Source organism: Microbispora sp. KK1-11 (genome assembly GCF_006874435.1).
GTDB lineage: Bacteria > Actinomycetota > Actinomycetes > Streptosporangiales > Streptosporangiaceae > Microbispora > Microbispora catharanthi.
Genome location: NZ_VIRJ01000009.1, coordinates 145,035 through 159,747 on the forward strand (window position 1 = coordinate 145,035; position 14,713 = coordinate 159,747).

At 71.4% G+C, this 14,713-nt stretch carries 16 protein-coding genes; 7 read left to right on the forward strand and 9 right to left on the reverse strand.

Features of this window, described 5'->3' with window-relative positions:
* Positions 1-102 precede the first annotated feature (102 nt).
* Positions 103-1,308 (reverse strand): NAD(P)/FAD-dependent oxidoreductase, encoded by a 1,206-nt coding sequence (locus FLW16_RS15695; protein ID WP_185949426.1) that lies wholly within the window; start codon positions 1,306-1,308, stop codon positions 103-105.
* A gap of 210 nt (positions 1,309-1,518) precedes the next feature.
* Between FLW16_RS15695 and FLW16_RS15700 the strand changes: the two genes are divergently transcribed.
* From FLW16_RS15700 to FLW16_RS15710, 3 genes are all read left to right on the forward strand, one after another.
* Positions 1,519-2,073: a TetR/AcrR family transcriptional regulator gene (locus FLW16_RS15700; RefSeq protein WP_142560762.1), complete on the forward strand. Its 555-nt coding sequence runs from the start codon at positions 1,519-1,521 to the stop codon at positions 2,071-2,073.
* A 102-nt stretch (positions 2,074-2,175) separates the two neighbouring features.
* Complete coding sequence (locus tag FLW16_RS15705) at positions 2,176-2,805, forward strand: DedA family protein (RefSeq protein WP_142560763.1); 630 nt, start codon at positions 2,176-2,178, stop codon at positions 2,803-2,805.
* A gap of 100 nt (positions 2,806-2,905) precedes the next feature.
* A complete protein-coding gene (locus FLW16_RS15710) occupies positions 2,906-3,400 on the forward strand; it encodes a pyridoxamine 5'-phosphate oxidase family protein (protein ID WP_142560764.1) in 495 nt (164 codons plus the stop codon).
* A 161-nt stretch (positions 3,401-3,561) separates the two neighbouring features.
* On the opposite strand, the gene FLW16_RS15715 is transcribed toward FLW16_RS15710, so the two are convergent.
* A complete protein-coding gene (locus FLW16_RS15715) occupies positions 3,562-4,125 on the reverse strand; it encodes a hemerythrin domain-containing protein (protein WP_260615297.1) in 564 nt (187 codons plus the stop codon).
* Positions 4,126-4,233: 108 nt separating this feature from the next.
* On the opposite strand from FLW16_RS15715, the gene FLW16_RS15720 reads away from it, so the two are divergent.
* Entirely contained in the window at positions 4,234-4,653 is a 420-nt protein-coding gene (locus FLW16_RS15720; RefSeq protein ID WP_142560766.1) for a hypothetical protein, read from the forward strand.
* Between the two features lie 10 nt (positions 4,654-4,663).
* Here FLW16_RS15720 and FLW16_RS15725 read toward each other — a convergent pair whose 3' ends face one another.
* Genes FLW16_RS15725 through FLW16_RS15740 form a run of 4 tightly spaced genes read right to left on the reverse strand, consistent with a single transcriptional unit; the run spans position 4,664 to position 7,981 of the window.
* Positions 4,664-5,410, reverse strand: coding sequence for an SDR family NAD(P)-dependent oxidoreductase (locus FLW16_RS15725; RefSeq protein ID WP_142560767.1), 747 nt, complete (start codon positions 5,408-5,410; stop codon positions 4,664-4,666).
* A gap of 29 nt (positions 5,411-5,439) precedes the next feature.
* On the reverse strand, positions 5,440-6,123 hold the full coding sequence (locus FLW16_RS15730) for a 3-oxoacid CoA-transferase subunit B (RefSeq protein ID WP_142560768.1): 684 nt from the start codon (positions 6,121-6,123) through the stop codon (positions 5,440-5,442).
* On the reverse strand, positions 6,120-6,797 hold the full coding sequence (locus FLW16_RS15735; protein WP_142560769.1) for a 3-oxoacid CoA-transferase subunit A: 678 nt from the start codon (positions 6,795-6,797) through the stop codon (positions 6,120-6,122). The genes FLW16_RS15730 and FLW16_RS15735 overlap by 4 nt, the downstream gene beginning before the upstream one ends.
* Positions 6,794-7,981, reverse strand: a complete 1,188-nt coding sequence (locus tag FLW16_RS15740; protein ID WP_142560770.1) for a thiolase family protein — start codon at positions 7,979-7,981, stop codon at positions 6,794-6,796. Before FLW16_RS15740 ends, FLW16_RS15735 begins: the two co-directional genes overlap by 4 nt.
* Positions 7,982-8,045: 64 nt before the next feature.
* On the opposite strand from FLW16_RS15740, the gene FLW16_RS43685 reads away from it, so the two are divergent.
* On the forward strand, positions 8,046-8,213 hold the full coding sequence (locus FLW16_RS43685) for a hypothetical protein (protein WP_185949427.1): 168 nt from the start codon (positions 8,046-8,048) through the stop codon (positions 8,211-8,213).
* 32 nt (positions 8,214-8,245) lie between these two features.
* Complete coding sequence (locus FLW16_RS15745; RefSeq protein WP_142560771.1) at positions 8,246-8,860, forward strand: O-methyltransferase; 615 nt, start codon at positions 8,246-8,248, stop codon at positions 8,858-8,860.
* A gap of 10 nt (positions 8,861-8,870) precedes the next feature.
* On the opposite strand, the gene FLW16_RS15750 is transcribed toward FLW16_RS15745, so the two are convergent.
* Positions 8,871-10,316, reverse strand: a complete 1,446-nt coding sequence (locus FLW16_RS15750) for an MFS transporter (RefSeq protein ID WP_260615298.1) — start codon at positions 10,314-10,316, stop codon at positions 8,871-8,873.
* Positions 10,317-10,422: 106 nt separating this feature from the next.
* Between FLW16_RS15750 and FLW16_RS15755 the strand changes: the two genes are divergently transcribed.
* Positions 10,423-10,842, forward strand: coding sequence for a MarR family winged helix-turn-helix transcriptional regulator (locus tag FLW16_RS15755; protein ID WP_142560773.1), 420 nt, complete (start codon positions 10,423-10,425; stop codon positions 10,840-10,842).
* A 167-nt stretch (positions 10,843-11,009) separates the two neighbouring features.
* Here the strand turns inward: FLW16_RS15755 and FLW16_RS15760 are convergent, their stop codons facing one another.
* Both FLW16_RS15760 and FLW16_RS15765 read right to left on the reverse strand, forming a co-directional pair.
* Positions 11,010-11,507, reverse strand: coding sequence for a pyridoxamine 5'-phosphate oxidase family protein (locus FLW16_RS15760; RefSeq protein ID WP_142560774.1), 498 nt, complete (start codon positions 11,505-11,507; stop codon positions 11,010-11,012).
* Between the two features lie 225 nt (positions 11,508-11,732).
* Positions 11,733-14,585: a glycosyl hydrolase family 95 catalytic domain-containing protein gene (locus FLW16_RS15765; RefSeq protein ID WP_185949428.1), complete on the reverse strand. Its 2,853-nt coding sequence runs from the start codon at positions 14,583-14,585 to the stop codon at positions 11,733-11,735.
* Between the last annotated feature and the right edge of the window lie 128 nt (positions 14,586-14,713).

Below are 14,713 nucleotides of genomic sequence, written 5' to 3' on the forward strand. Positions count from 1 at the left end.
TGTAGATGGTCGGTCGCATCACGTATGCCCGGGTCAGCGTGAAGGCCGGTCGTGCCGGTGCCCGTCCGCATGCAAACTCCCGGGCGTCTCGGGGCGGGTGTCTCAGGGGCGGGCGGCGGCCGTGCCCACGGCGTGCGCCCACGCGGCGCCGGCCGCGATCATCGCCCGCCATGCGCGCAGGGTCTTCGGTGGCATGCCGACGGCGAGCACTCCGGTCAGCCGCTCGCCCGCGCGGTAGGCGAGCAGGAAACGCCGCCGCGCGATGTCGCCGTCCACGACGACCGCTTCGTCGTGGCCGCGCAGGTGCCCGTACGCCTGGATCTTCATGCCGTACTGGTCGGACCAGAAGTACGGCACCGGGGCGAACGGCCGCCGGGCCTCGGGGGAGAGCAGGTTGCGGGCCACGGCCATGCCCTGCTCGGCGGCGTTGGTGCGGTGCTCGACCCGCATGGCCGTGCCGAACAACGGGTTGTGCCAGCGGGCCACGTCCCCCGCTCCGTACACGCCGGGGGCGGCGGCGCTGAACTCGTCGCACACCAGCCCGTCGGCCAAGGGGAGGCCGCTGTCCTCCAGCCAGCCCGTGTTGGGCACGGAGCCGATGGCCACCAGCACGTCGTCGGCCGGCAGGACCGCACCGTCGTCCAGCCGCACACCGCTGACCGCGCCGCCAGCGCCGACGACCTCGCGGACGGCGGCGTGGGTGCGCAGGTCGACCCCGTGGTCACGATGGACCTGGGCCAGGAACAGGCCGGCCCGCTCGCCGACGGCCTGCGCCATCGGGACCGGGCCCGCCTCCAGCATCGTCACCGCCGCTCCCAGGGCGCGGGCGACGGCGGCGACCTCGGCGCCCACGAACCCGGCCCCGACGATCACCAGCCGGCGTCCCGGACGCAGCCGGGCCTTCAGCGCGAGGGCGTCGTCCAGGGTGCGCAGCGTGTGGATCCCGGCCATCCCCTCGCCGCCCGGCAGGCGGCGGGAGCGTACGCCGGTCGCGACGACCAGCCCGTCGTACGGCACGCGGGCGCCGCCGGCCAGCTCCACCGTCCGCCCGGCCACGTCCAGCCCGGTCGCGGCCACTCCCAGGCGCAGGTCGAGACCCAGCGCCTCGATGTCGTCCTCCCGCCGCAGCGGCAGCCGGCCGGGCTCCCATTCGCCGGTCAGGATCTGCTTCGACAGCGGCGGGCGGTCGTACGGCGGATGCGGCTCGTCGCCGACGAGCGTGAGGACGCCCCGGTAGCCGGCCCTGCGCAGCGCCTCGGCGGTGACCAGCCCGCCCGCCGAGGCGCCGACGATCACGACCCGGTTCACGACTGCCCCAGCGTGTTCATCGCGTTCCCTCCGATAGCTGGTGAGACCGGCGACGGTAGCGCCGGTCAGGGCTCGGGGGGACGCCCGCGACCGGTTCAACCGGACAACGTTGTCCGGAACACCGTAGCCCGCCTGACAGCGATACGTCGAGTAAGAACGAGTGAGATGTCGAAAAATCGGACATTGATGTCCGGTTGCTATCCTGGCCGCATGGCTGTAGCGCGCCGGACGAACAGGGGACCCAGCGCCGCGGCGGGGAACCGGGCGGCGCTGATCGCGGCGGCCCGGGAGGTCTTCGCCGCCGACGGGTACGACGCGCCGCTCAGCGCGGTCGCCCGCGCCGCAGGGGTCGGCCAGGGCAGCCTCTACCGGCACTTCCCCGACCGCACCAGCCTCGCCCTGGCCGTGTTCGAGGACGGCGTCGCCGAGCTGGAGGCGCTGGCCGCCGAGCCCTGTGCGACGCTCGACGACCTGCTGACCCTGATCACGCAGCAGACCATCGCCTCGACCGCGTTCATCGAGATGGTCAGCGCGTACGCCGACGACCCGCGGATCATCGCCGTACGCGACCGCGTGGCCAAGGTGCTGGACGGCAAGCTCGCCGAGGCCCGGCGCGCGGGGCACGTCCGCGCGGACCTCACCACCGAGGACCTGATCCTGGCCGTCGGCATGTTCGCCGCGGTCCTCACGATGAGACCGGCGCCGGCCCGGCGCGTCGCCGCGGCACGGGCGTGGGCCCTGCTGCGCAGGGGCATGGACGCCTGACCAGGCGGTCCGGCGAGAAACGAGCGGGCCACGCTCGGCCGTGCGGCGTGCGTAAGCGCACCTCCCCGGGGACACGACAACGGGGAGGCGCATGGAGGACGGGTGGACTCGATCATCAACTGGCTCTGGGGCCTGTCGGGCGCGGTGCTCTACGCGGTCGTGGCGGCGCTGGTCTTCGCCGAGGACGCGCTGTTCGTGGGGTTCGTCGTGCCGGGGGAGACGGCCGCCGTGCTGGGCGGCGTGCTCGCCAGCCAGGGCAGGTTGTCGGTGTACTGGCTGGCGCTCGTGGTGACGCTCGCCGCGATAGCCGGCGACAGCGCGGGCTACTTCATCGGCCGCCGCCTCGGTCCCGGCGTCCTGGACTCGCGGGTTCTACGCCGCCGCCGCGACCGGGTGGAGAAAGCCCAGGCGCTGATTCGCCGGTGGGGCCCTCAGGCGGTGTTCTTCGCGCGCTTCGCCGCGTTCCTCCGCGCCTTGATGCCGACCCTGGCCGGGGTCTCGCGCATGAGTTACCGGCGGTTCTTCCTGTTCAACGTCCTGGGCGGGGTGCTCTGGGGAGTCGGTTGCACCCTCCTGGGGTTCTTCGCCGGGGCGGCGTACGAGCAGGTGCAGTCGGCCGTCGGCGGTGTGGTCGCGGCCGTTCTCGCCGCGGCCGTCGTGACCGCCCTGGTCGTGTGGCGCGTCCGGCGGCGCCGCAGAGGCTCCTGCGAGCACGGGAACTCCGGCCACTGAGCCCCCAGGCCAGGGGACGTTGCGAGCGGCGGTGCGGAAAACTGTCGGTCCCGTCTGGCAGGCTGGTCCGCTCATCGGAGATCGCATGAAGGGAGACCGCATGGCCAAGTGGCGTGACGTCGCCGAATCGGCGCCGGAGTTCGCCGCCCTGGTCCGGGAGTCGTTCGAGTCGCACAAGCACAAGACCATCGCGACAGTGCGCAAGGACGGTTCACCTCGGGTAAGCGGCATCGAGGCCTACATCGTCGGTGACGAACTGTGGTTCGGATCGATGCCCGGTGCTTTGAAGGCCCGTGACCTGCAGCGTGATCCGCGCTTCGCGCTGCACGGCCCTCCGGTTCTCCTCGGCGCCGGCGATTCCGCGGGCTCTTCGGGAGGCGACACGAAGCTGTCCGGGCATGCGGTCGAGGTCACCGATCGAGACCGGATCGCGCCGATGTTGGCCGCGCGCGGCTTCGGTCACGATGCCTTCAGCGAGTCCCATTTCTTCACGGCCGACATCCGCGAGGTCGTGTTGACGCGGATCGAGGGGCCTGCCATGGTCATGGACCTCTGGCGGCCCGGGCAGGGGCTCCGCCGCCTCGAGCGTCCCTAGGGCGGCAGGCGCCCGCCAAGCCGCCCGACGGGTGCGACGGCACGTGCGGGCCCGTCCACCGGACGGGCCCGCACGCGCCGCGGACCCCGGCTCTCCTCGGGACCAGGCCGGAGCGGTCTCATGTCCGAGCCGCTCTCGTGCCGGACCGAGCGGGGCGGGGGTCAGTCCCTGTTCGACTGCCGCCAGTCCCGTACGGCGTCGCGGATCTTGTCGAACACGGCCACCGGCGGGCCGACCAGCATGTTCGCGGTCGCGGACTCTCCGGCGCCCGGGTGGGGCCTGGTGGGGGAGATCGCCTCGGCGGCCCGGACCGCACCGGCCATCCGGCGCAACCGCTCCGGGGACGTGTCCTGACGCAGCCGGGGGAACTCCTCCCGCTCCTCGTGCGTGGCGTGGTCTACCACCGCCTTCTCCAGGGCGGCCAGCCGGGTGTCGAACTCGGGGTGGTCGACGCCGAGGTCGTACAGGTCGGACAGGGCGTGCTTGGCCTCGTCCTCCTCGTGCAGCCGGGCCTCGACGACCTCGTCTCCCGCCTTCGACCGCGCCGCCGGGTGCACGACCTGCTCCTCGGCGGCCTCGTGCACCGCCAGCAGCCGTACGAGGTCGTTGAACAGCTCGCGCCTGCGCTCGCCCCGCGCGGCGGCGACCTCCGCGAACATGGTCTTGATCTGGTTGTGCTGCGCCAGCAGCAGGTCGATGACGTCCTGTTCTGTAGCAGTGGTCACTTTCGTCACCTTTCGACTCGGAGACTCCGACCGCCTGCCCGGCATCGGCTGCCCTATACCCGGACGCTCTCCGTGAGCCGAAGGGCGCCGTGATGCGTCATAGAGAGCATGAGGATTACGCGTATCGCACTGCTGCCGCTGGCGGCCCTGTCCGCGCTGGCCGTCACCGCTCCCGCCGAGGCGGCCACGGCCCACAGGAAGCTGCTGGTGGAGTTGCGGGAGGAGGGCGGATTCGCCGGGCTGCACAACCGGGTGGCCGTCTACACGGACGGCTGCGCCGTGCTGAGCCGCCGCACCGGACCCACGGTCCGCAAATGCCTGACCGCCGCGGAGTGGCGCGGCCTGCGCGGCTCGCTGAAACACCTGCGGCTCGGGCGCTCGGAGTCGCAGCCGCCGGGGGCCGACTTCATCGCCTACCGGCTGGCCTACAAGGGGCACCGGGCGACGCGGTACACCCTGCCCCCGACCTGGCAACCGGTCGTGAGCAGGCTGGAGAAGGTCCTGGTCAAATACTGGGCGCCCAACTGACCTTCGCGGCTCAGCTGCGCAGGTAGGAGGCGCCGTTCAGGTCGACGATCGTGCCGCTGGCCCATTCGGCGTCCGGTGACGCCAGATAAAGGACCGCGGCCGCGATCTCCTCGGGCCTCGCCACCCGCCCGAACGGGCTCTGCGCGCGGATCTCGTCGCCCCGCGGCGCCTTGAGATGCTCGTCGGTCATGTCGGTCTCGACGAAGCCGGGCGCCACGGTGGCCACGGCGATGCCGAGGGGAGCCAGGGCGATGGCGAGCGACTGGCCCAGCGCGTTCAGTCCCGCCTTGCTGGCCCCGTAGGCGGGACTGTCCGGTTCCCCGCGGAAGGCGCCGCGCGACGAGACGTTGACGATCCTGCCGCCCGGAGCCATGTGCCGTACGGCGTTCCAGGTGACGTTGGCCGGCCCGACGAGATTGACGGCCAGCGTCTCGCGCCACACCGTCTGCCACTCCTCGTACGTGGTCTCCGTGATCGGGTGGTGCACGAAGACCCCGGCGTTGTTGACCAGGACGTCGATGCCCCCGAGCGCGGCCGCGGCCTCCTCGACCATGCGCCGCGCGTCGGCGGGGTCGGCGACGTCGGCCTGGACGACGGCGTGGCCCTCTCCCGGCAGTTCGGCACGGACCCGTTCGGCGAGGTCGGGGGAGCCGCGGTGATGGATCGCGACGCGGTCGCCGGCGGCGGCGAAGGCCACCGCGATCGCGCGTCCGATCCCGCGCGACGCGCCGGTGACGAGGACTGCTCGCTCACTCACAGGGGGAGACTATCGTCCCTTTCGTCCGGTCACGGCTCCTGGCCGAGGGTGCGTACGGTGACCTCCAGCCGGGAGGCGAGCTCGGCCACGCTGGTGCCGTACGTCTCGGCCACGGTGACGCCCTCGCGGTCGATGTGGAAGACGGCCAGGTCGGTGTAGACGCGGCTCACGCAGGCCAGCCCGGTCAGCGGGTAGGTGCATTCGGGGACGAGCTTGGGCGTGCCGTCCTTGGTGAACAGCGTCATCATGACGAACACCTGCTTGGCGCCCGTGGCCAGGTCCATGGCGCCGCCGACCGCAGGGATGGCGTCGGGGGCGCCAGTGTGCCAGTTGGCCAGGTCGCCGCGTGCGGAGACCTGGAAGGCGCCGAGCACGCACACGTCGAGGTGGCCGCCGCGCATCATCGCGAAGGAGTCGGCGTGGTGGAAGTAGGAGGCGCCCGGCAGTTCGGTGACGGGCATCTTGCCGGCGTTGGTCAGATCGGGGTCGATCTCGTCGCCGTGTGCGGCGGGCCCCATGCCGAGCATGCCGTTCTCGGTGTGCAGGACGACCCCGGAGCCGGTCGGGAGGTGGTCGGCGACCGTCGTCGGCTGGCCGATGCCGAGGTTCACGAAGGACCCGGGCGGGATGTCCCGGGCGACGAGGGCGGCGAGTTCGTCGCGGCCGAGCGGGCCGCGGCCGAGGTGTTCGCGGGTCTTCACGGTGCCGTTCACCGGGTCGCCTCCGTCGCGCTCAGGTCCAGGATCCGATCGACGTAGATGCAGGGGGTGACCACGGCCTCGGGGTCCAGTTCGCCGGTCTCGACGACGTGGTGCACCTGCGCGATCGTCAGCGTCGCGGCGGTCGCCATGACGGGCCCGAAGTTGCGCGCGGTCTTGCGGTAGACGAGGTTGCCCATCCGGTCGCCGACGTGGGCGGCGATGAGGGCGACGTCCCCCTTGATCGGATACTCCAGCACGTAGTCGCGGCCGTCGATGGTGCGCGTCTCCTTGCCCTCGGCCAGCGGCGTGCCGACCCCGGTGGGGCAGTAGAAGGCGCCGATGCCGGCCCCGGCCGCGCGCATGCGCTCGGCCAGGGTGCCCTGCGGGACGACCTCCAGCTCGATCTTCCCGGCGCGGTAGAGGCCGTCGAAGACCCACGAGTCGCTCTGGCGGGGGAACGAGCAGATCATCTTGCGCACCCGTCCGGCGGCGAGCAGCGCCGCCAGGCCGGTGTCGCCGTTGCCCGCGTTGTTGCTGACCACCGTCAGGTCGGTCGCGCCCTGCCGGATCAGCGCGTCGATGAGCTGTACGGGCATGCCGGCCATTCCGAAGCCGCCGATCAGGACGGTGGAGCCGTCCGCGATGCCCGCGACGGCCTCGCCGGGGTCGGTGAACACGGCGGTCATGACGCGCTCACGTTCTCGAGCACGACGGCCAGCCCCTGGCCGACGCCGATGCAGATCGCGGCCACACCCCACCGCTCGCGCCGTTCGCGCAGCACGTGGGCGAGCGTGCCGAGGACGCGGCCGCCTGAGGCGCCCAAAGGATGACCGATGGCGATGGCGCCGCCCCTGGTGTTGACGATCGCGGGATCGACCTTCCAGGCGTCGAGGCACACGAGCGACTGCACGGCGAACGCCTCGTTCAGTTCGACGGCGCCGACGTCGTCCCAGCCGATGCCGGCCCGGCGCAGGGCCTGATTGGCCGCCTCGACCGGCGCGTAGCCGAACATCTGGGGTTCGAGCGCGCAGGCCCCGCGACCGGCGACACGGGCGATCGGGTCGGCGCCGATCCGGTCGGCGGCGGCCTGCGAGCCGAGCACGACCGCGGAGGCGCCGTCGTTCAGCGGCGAGGCGTTGCCGGCCGTGATGGCGCCGTCGGGGCGGAAGGCCGGCTTCAGCCCGGCGAGGATCTCCGGTGTCGAGCCGGGCCTGATGCCCTCGTCCCGCGCCAGGTCGGCGCCCTCGACCGGGACGACCAGGTCGTCGTAGAAGCCGTCGTTCCAGGCGGCGTCGGCCAGCACGTGGGACCGCGCGGCGAAGGCGTCCTGCCGTTCGCGCGAGACGCCGAACCTCTCGCCGAGCTGCTCGTTGGCCTCGCCGAGGGAGACCGTCCACTCCTTCGGCATGCGCGGGTTCACCAGCCGCCAGCCGAGCGTGGTGGAGACCGCGGTCACATCGCCTGCGGGGAAGGCACGGGAGGGCTTGGGCAGCACCCACGGGGCCCGCGTCATCGACTCCACGCCACCGACGACGACGACGTCGGCGTCGCCGCTCTCGACGGTCCGCGAGCCGATCATGGCGGCGTCCAGGCTCGACCCGCACAGCCGGTTCACCGTGGTGGCCGGCACGGTCACCGGCAGCCCGGCCAGCAGCACGGCCATCCGGCCCACGTTGCGGTTGTCCTCACCCGCGCCGTTGGCGTTGCCCCACACCACGTCGCCGATCTCCGCCGGATCCAGCCGGGGGAGCTTGGCCAGCACGCCGCGTAACGCGGTGGCCGCCAGGTCGTCCGGGCGGACGCCCGCGAGCGCGCCGTTGAACCTGCCGAACGGCGTACGCGCCGCGGCGTAGACGAAGGCCGAGCCCATGACGTTCCCTTCTTGTTCGCTATGCGAACGCCGGTTCATTCTGCGAACATCCCGAGCATAGTCCATGCCGTCGGCGTGCGGCCGGTGCGTCCGCAAGAAGAGCGAGAAGAGGGTGTGCGCCCACGAGTACCCGCGCCTGACCATGTCGATCAATGACCCGAACGGCAAGCGCCACAAGACGGTCGTCATCAAGGCGTCCGGCAAGCTTCCCCGCCGGGCCTGCTTCTGCTAGGGAACCGGCGCCGGCCGGTCTAACCTGGGGCGATGTCGGTTGACGGTACGGCGGCATATGCCGATCTCACGGGGTTGCCTCCGCTGGTCGGGCGTGCGGTCCAGGTGGCCCGGGAAGCGGGCTTCGCGCCTTCCTGCCGGCCGGAGCAGGGGCGGCTGCTGTACGCCATGGCGGGCGGCGCGGAGACGATCGGGGAGACCGGCACCGGGTGCGGAGTGGGCCTGGCGTGGCTGGTCTCGGGCGCCCGGCCCGGGGCCCGGCTGGTCAGCGTCGAACGGGACGCACGTCGAGCGTCCCTGGCCGCCCAGGTCTTCATCGACCACCCGCAGGTCTCGGTCATCTGCGGTGACTGGCGGGAGATCCATCGGGACGGGCCGTACGACCTGCTCGTCCTCGACGGCGGCGGCCAGGGCAAGAGCGGCGAGCAGCCGGCCGATCCGCACCGGCTGCTCAGGCCGGGAGGCACGCTGGTCGTCGACGACCTGACCCCGGCTCGGCACTGGCCGCCGCGGTTCGACGGCGCCGTCGACCAGGCGCGGATGCACTGGCTCGACCACCCGGGGCTGGACGCGGCCGAGCTTCGCCTCGCGCCGGATCTGGCCGCGCTCGTGGCCACGCGCCGTTTCGCCGGCGCGCCCGTCGATTGAGCCGAGCCGCTCAGGGCTTGGCGGCGGTGACGGGCTCGGCGGGGACGTCGTGGCCAGCCCTACGGCCCGCCGGGCGTGCGGGGAGCGCGGCGGTGACGGCGGCGGCGACGAGGGCGGCGGCGCAGCCGATCAGCATCCCGGCGCGGAAGCCGCCCTCCGAGGGCAGGACGTGCCCGCCCAGCCGGATGGTCATCTGTGACAGGACGACGCCGACCACTGCGGCCGAGACGGTGGTGCCGATGGAGCGCATCAGCGTATTGAAGCTGTTGGCGGCGGCGGTCTCGGAACGGGGGACCGCCCCCATGATCAGGGCGGGCATCGCCCCGTAGGCCAGGCCGACGCCGATGTTGCACACGCAGGTGACGATCAGCAGGCCCCAGGTGGAACCCAGCAGGACCGTCGAGGAGCCGTAACCGAGCGCCATGACCAGGCTGCCGGCGATCAGGGTGACCTTGGGGCCGCGGGCGGCCGACAGGCGGGCGCCCAGCGGCGAGACGGCCATCATCATCAGGCCGGAAGGGGCCATCCACAGGCCGGCCGCCAGCATCGACTGGCCCAGGCCGTAGCCGGTGGCCGCGGGGAGCTGCAGGATCTGCATGACGATCAGCGCCTGGGCGTACATCGAGAAACCGACCACGATCGAGGCCAGGTTGGTCAGCAGCACCTGCCGCCGCGCGGTGACGCGCAGATCGACCAGCGGGTCCCTGACGCGCAGCTCCCACCAGCCCCACAGCAGCAACACGACCAGCGCGGCGGAGAGCAGGCCGAGTGTGGTGCCGCTCGCCCAGCCCCAGTCGGCGCCCTTGGAGACGCCCAGCAGCAGGCACACCAGCCCGGCACCCAGGCCGAGCACGCCGGCGACGTCGATCCGGCCCGAAGTCCGGGCGGGCGTGACCGGGACCAGGAGCCAGATCAGCACCGCGACCAGCACGCTCAGCACCGCCGAGCCCCAGAACAGCACCCGCCAGCTCGCGTACTCGGCGACCGCCGCCGCGATCGGCAGTCCGAGCGCGCCGCCGATTCCCATGGACGAGCTCAGCAGCGCGATGGAGGGGCCGAGCCGCTCGGGCGGCAGCAGGTCGCGCAGGGCGCTGATGCCCAGGGGGATCATGCCCATGCCCATGCCCTGCAGGCCTCGTCCGATGATCATGGGGGTCAGGGAGCCCGCCAGCGCGCAGACGACGCAGCCCGCGATGAGCGGCACAGAGCAGACCAGCATCATGAGGCGCTTGCCGTACAGGTCGCCGAGCCGGCCGGTGACCGGGGTCGTGACCGCTCCCGCGAGCAGCGTGACGGTGATCACCCAAGAGGCGTTCGACGCGGTGGTGTGCAGCAGGTTCGGCAGCTCGCCGATCAGCGGCACCACCAGGGTCTGCATCAGCGAGGCGACGATGCCGGCCACCGCCATCACGCTGACGATGCCGCCGGGGCGAGCGGCGGACGTGGAGCCTCCCACGTGGGTCTCCCTCGAATCGATGGTCAAAACGATGTGCACCATACACATCATGTGTTACACACACAATTCGTGTAGGGTGCACACATCTGTACGAGAAGGATCCGGCATGGACAAGCCCACGCATCTCATCGAGTTCGAGACCATGCTGCTCGGGCGGCACCGGCACCTCGACCGCAGCGCCTACCTGCTGCTCAATCGCATCCACGTCACGGGCCCGATGTCCATCGGCCAGCTCAGCGACGCCTTCGGGCTGGACGTGTCCACCCTCAACCGGCACACCTCGGCCCTGCTGCGCACCGGGCTGGTGGAACGCATCCCGGACCCCGACGGCGGCATCGCCCGCAAGTTCCGCCTGACCGATGAGGGCGAGCGGTGGCTCGGTGAGGAGCGCGAGAAGAACATCCTCGGCCTGGAGAAGGTGCTGGCCGACTGGACGGCCGAGGACGTCGCGGCCTTCGCCGCCTACCTGAGACGGTTCAACACCGACATCGAACACCTCGCCGGACGGCCCTGGCCCCGCCCCTGAGCCCGGTACGCCGGTTCACACGCCGCGAGACGCCGAATGCCGCGCTGGCGCCGGGACGCCCCATCGATCGAGCAGGGTGGTGACGCGGCGTGAGCCGCTTCGTGAGGCGACGGCCCGAAGCGTCCCGAGCGCCGGGGTGCCGACGAACTCGCCCGCCGGGACCGTGATCAGGCGCGCTCCCGCTCGGCCCGCTGCCGGACCAGCTCCTCGACCGCGCTCGGCAGGGTCGTCTCGAAGTCGATCAGCTTCGCCCAGGTCGGGGTCACCACGATCCGGACCATACCGTCGTAGAGCGAGCGGACCTCGGCCTCCCACTCGACCCGCTGCTCGGGCGTCATCTCGTACGAGCCGTTCATCTGGAGGTACTCGTCCGGGATGCCGTCGACGACGTCCAGCTCGGCCCGGCCGCGGATCAGCAGGATCTTGGGCGGGTGCACCTCGGTGTCGATCGTCAGGGCGACCATCGGGTTCTCGCGCAGAGCCGGAAGCTTCGGGGCGTTCTTCGTGGTGCACATGACGATCTCCGAACCGTTCCAGGTGAACGCGATCGGGATGTTGCGGGGCGTGCCGTCCTTGGCCACGTACGCCAGCCGGGTCACGTCGCGCGCCAACAGCTCTCGGCTGATCGGCCGGTCCAGAATCTCGGTGATCTCGTTGGCTCGCATAGCCGTCCCTCCAGGGTCGTTGTCGTGATCCGCTCCAGGGACGGAGCCGTCGGAGCCTTCTCGACATCCGCCGGCCCCCGAGTTCCAAATTCTTTCCGCCCAAGCACATCTGGCCGGCCGATCCCCGCCGCTGCCGCACGGCCGGAGTACCCGGCGATGGAGCAGCGGGGGCCCGGCGGGCGCCGGCCGCCCCCACTCTCCTTCCACCACGCCGGATCAGCCGGGTCACACGCCGGTGATGGTCCATTGGTTGTTGGTGTTGTTGTTGGGCGTCCACATGCCGACGGCGGAGCCGGCGGTGGTGTAGCCCATGCCGTCGAGGGACGTCCCGGTGCCGCGGTTGATGATCTGGTAGCGGCCGTTGCCCAGGTCGTTGAGGCGCCACTGCTGGTTGTTGCCGCCGTTCCAGGCCGACTGCCTGGCGTTGGCGCCGTTGGCGGTGTTGCCCCAGCTGTCGGCCACCATGCCGTTGGTGCGGTTGACGATCCGATACCAGCCGCCGCCCAGGTCGACCAGCTGCCACTGCAGGTTCGTGCTGCCGTCCCAGTTCCACTGCTTGAGGTTCGACCCCGACGCCACGTTGCCGCCGCTGTCCAGCGCCAGGCCGGTGGTGACGTTGGCGATCCGCACGTAGGTCGACGGCGTGGAGCCTCCGCCGGAGCCGGTCAGGCGATAGGTGCGGCCGGCCTGGCCGGGCAGCGCGATGACGTCGGCCTCTGGTTTGGTGACGGTGACGGCGCCGCCGGTCGCGGCGTCGGCCACCTGGTAGGTCCCGGTGAAGATCCGGTTGCGCACGTTGACCGTGCCGTCGCGGTCGAACTTGACGAGGATCTCGATGGCCCCGTCGGAGCTCCAGGTCGCGTCCACCGTGTAGCCGCCGCGTCCCCGCAGGCCCTGCACCTTCCCGCTCGGCCACACAGAGGGCAGTGCGGGCAGCACGTGCAGCTCTCCGTTGTGGCTCTGCAGCAGCATCTCGGCGATGCCGGAGGTGGCGCCGAAGTTGCCGTCGATCTGGAACGGCGGGTGCAGGTCGAACATGTTCGGCGCGAGCCGGTCCGTCCGCACGAGCAGGCCGATCAGGTTGCGCGCCCGGTTGCCCTCCTCCATCCGCGCCCAGTAGTTGATCTTCCAGGCCAGTGACCAGCCGGTGCCGTCGTCGCCGCGCAGTTCGAGCGTCCGGCGGGCGGCGTTGTAGAGCGTGGGTGTGCCGCGCTTGGTGATCTGGTTGCTGGGGTGCAGGCCGTAGAGGTGCGAGATGTGCCGGTGGTTCTGCTCGGTCTCCACCCAGTCGTACAGCCACTCCTGGATGTTGCCGCGCGAGCCGACCTTCATCGGAGGAAGCCGGTCGCGGGCGGCCAGGACCTGCGCCCGGAAGCTCGCGTCCGTGCCGAGGACCTCGCTGGCCTTGGCGCAACCGTTGAACAGGTCGCGCAGGATCTGGTTGTCCATGGTCGGGCCGGCGCACACGCTGACGCCCGAGTGGTGGTTCAGCTCGGGGGAGTTCGACGGGTTCGTCACCAGATACCCCAGGCTCGGCTCCTGGACGAGCGTCTCCAGGAAGAACTGCGCCGCGCCCTTCATCGCCGGGTAGTACTGCCGGAGGAAGTCGAGGTCGCCGGTGAACAGGTAGTGGTCCCAGATCATGGTGGACAGCCACGCGCCGCCGGTCTGCCACATGCCCGCCGAGGCGAAGTCGACCACCGACGAGCCCCGCCATCCGTCGGTGTTGTGGTGGGTCACCCACCCGCCCGCGTTGTACTCCACCCGGGCCGTACGGGCACCGCTGACCGTCAGGTCGTTGATCATCCGGAACACCGGCTCGAAGCACTCCGCCAGGTTCGTCGTGTTGGCCGGCCAGTAGTTCATCGGCAGGTTGGCGTTGAGGGTGTATTTCGAGTCCCACGCCGGGCTCAGCGAGTCGTTCCAGATGCCCTGCAGGTTGGCCGGCTGGGTGCCCGGCCGCGAGGAGGAGATCAGCAGGTAGCGGCCGTACTGGAACAGCAGCACCGAGAACTGCGGGTCGTTCGTGTTCGCGTGCTGCGCGATCCGCACGTCGGTCGGCTGGTCGGCCGCCGAGGTGCGGCCGAGGTCGAGCGTGGTGCGCCCGAACAGCCGCTGGTAGTCGGCGACGTGGCGGGCGCGCAGGTCGTCGTAGGTCCTGCCGTTGGCGGCGTCGAGATAGCGCCGCGCGATGCCCTGGTAGTCGCCGCTGGTGTCCTTGAAGTTCACGTAGCTGGAGCCGATGGAGATCAGCACGGTCACGCTGTTGGCGCCCCGCACCTGAAGGGTGCCGCCGGAGCTGCTGACCGTGCCGCCGTCGGCGACGGCCCGGGCCAGCGCCAGGAATCTGACCTTGCCCGCCAGACCTCGCTGGTCGCCGGAGACGCCGTCGAGCGCCACCGTCGTGCCGTCCGGACTGGAGCGCGTCGTCCGCTGGGGGCTGTCGAACGTCGCGGAGAACGTGATGGACCCGGGTTTGTCGGCGGTCAGGCGCAGGGCGATCACCTGGTCCGGCGCGCTCGCGAGCACCTCTCGCCGGTACCGGACGCCGTTCTGCAGGTACGTCGTGGTCGTGGTGGCCGTGGTCAGGTCCAGGAACCGGTTGTACTCCGAGACTCCGCTGGCGCTGCCGAAGGTGAGCCGCAGGTTGCCGACGGTCTGGTACGCCAGCTGAGCGGAGGGGTTGCCCAGCATGTTCTGGTCGATCAGGGTCTGGGCCTGGCTCCACTGGTTCTGGAAGACCAGCTGCCGGATCTGCCCGAGAGCTCCCGCGCCCTTCGTGTTGCTCTGGTCGTACGGCCCGCCGGCCCAGATCGTGTCCTCGTTGAGCTGCAGGCGCTCGGTGTCGACGTTGCCGAACACCATGGCGCCCAGCCGGCCGTTGCCGATCGGCAGCGCGCGCAGCCAGTCGGTGCCGGCGCTTGCGTCGTACCACAGCGCCAGATCGTTCGCGGCGCGCACCTCGGGAGGGGCCGCCGCCGCGGCTCGGGCGGTCGCCGTCCACTGGAACGGCGCCAGCGCGGCTCCGGCTCCGACCGCGCCGAAACGCAGCACCTGCCTTCGGGTGAAATCAGACAATTCAGTTCTCCAAGTCCACGGCGGGGTACGGACACTCGGAATCGTTTCGACCGGAAGCTCCGCTCCGGCGAGACGCAGCGGGTGTCCTGGGGGATGACCTGCGACCCGAAGGCCCTGAGCGAGGTGGC

Coding starts and splice junctions, on each gene's coding strand:
- FLW16_RS15700 (WP_142560762.1), top strand. CDS start 1,519: ATGGCTGTAGCGCGCCGGACGAACAGGGGACCCAGCGCCGCGGCGGGG.
- FLW16_RS15710 (WP_142560764.1), top strand. CDS start 2,906: ATGGCCAAGTGGCGTGACGTCGCCGAATCGGCGCCGGAGTTCGCCGCC.
- FLW16_RS15720 (WP_142560766.1), top strand. CDS start 4,234: ATGAGGATTACGCGTATCGCACTGCTGCCGCTGGCGGCCCTGTCCGCG.
- FLW16_RS15735 (WP_142560769.1), bottom strand. CDS start 6,797: ATGACCGCCGTGTTCACCGACCCCGGCGAGGCCGTCGCGGGCATCGCG.
- FLW16_RS15740 (WP_142560770.1), bottom strand. CDS start 7,981: ATGGGCTCGGCCTTCGTCTACGCCGCGGCGCGTACGCCGTTCGGCAGG.
- FLW16_RS43685 (WP_185949427.1), top strand. CDS start 8,046: ATGCCGTCGGCGTGCGGCCGGTGCGTCCGCAAGAAGAGCGAGAAGAGG.
- FLW16_RS15745 (WP_142560771.1), top strand. CDS start 8,246: ATGTCGGTTGACGGTACGGCGGCATATGCCGATCTCACGGGGTTGCCT.
- FLW16_RS15755 (WP_142560773.1), top strand. CDS start 10,423: ATGGACAAGCCCACGCATCTCATCGAGTTCGAGACCATGCTGCTCGGG.
- FLW16_RS15760 (WP_142560774.1), bottom strand. CDS start 11,507: ATGCGAGCCAACGAGATCACCGAGATTCTGGACCGGCCGATCAGCCGA.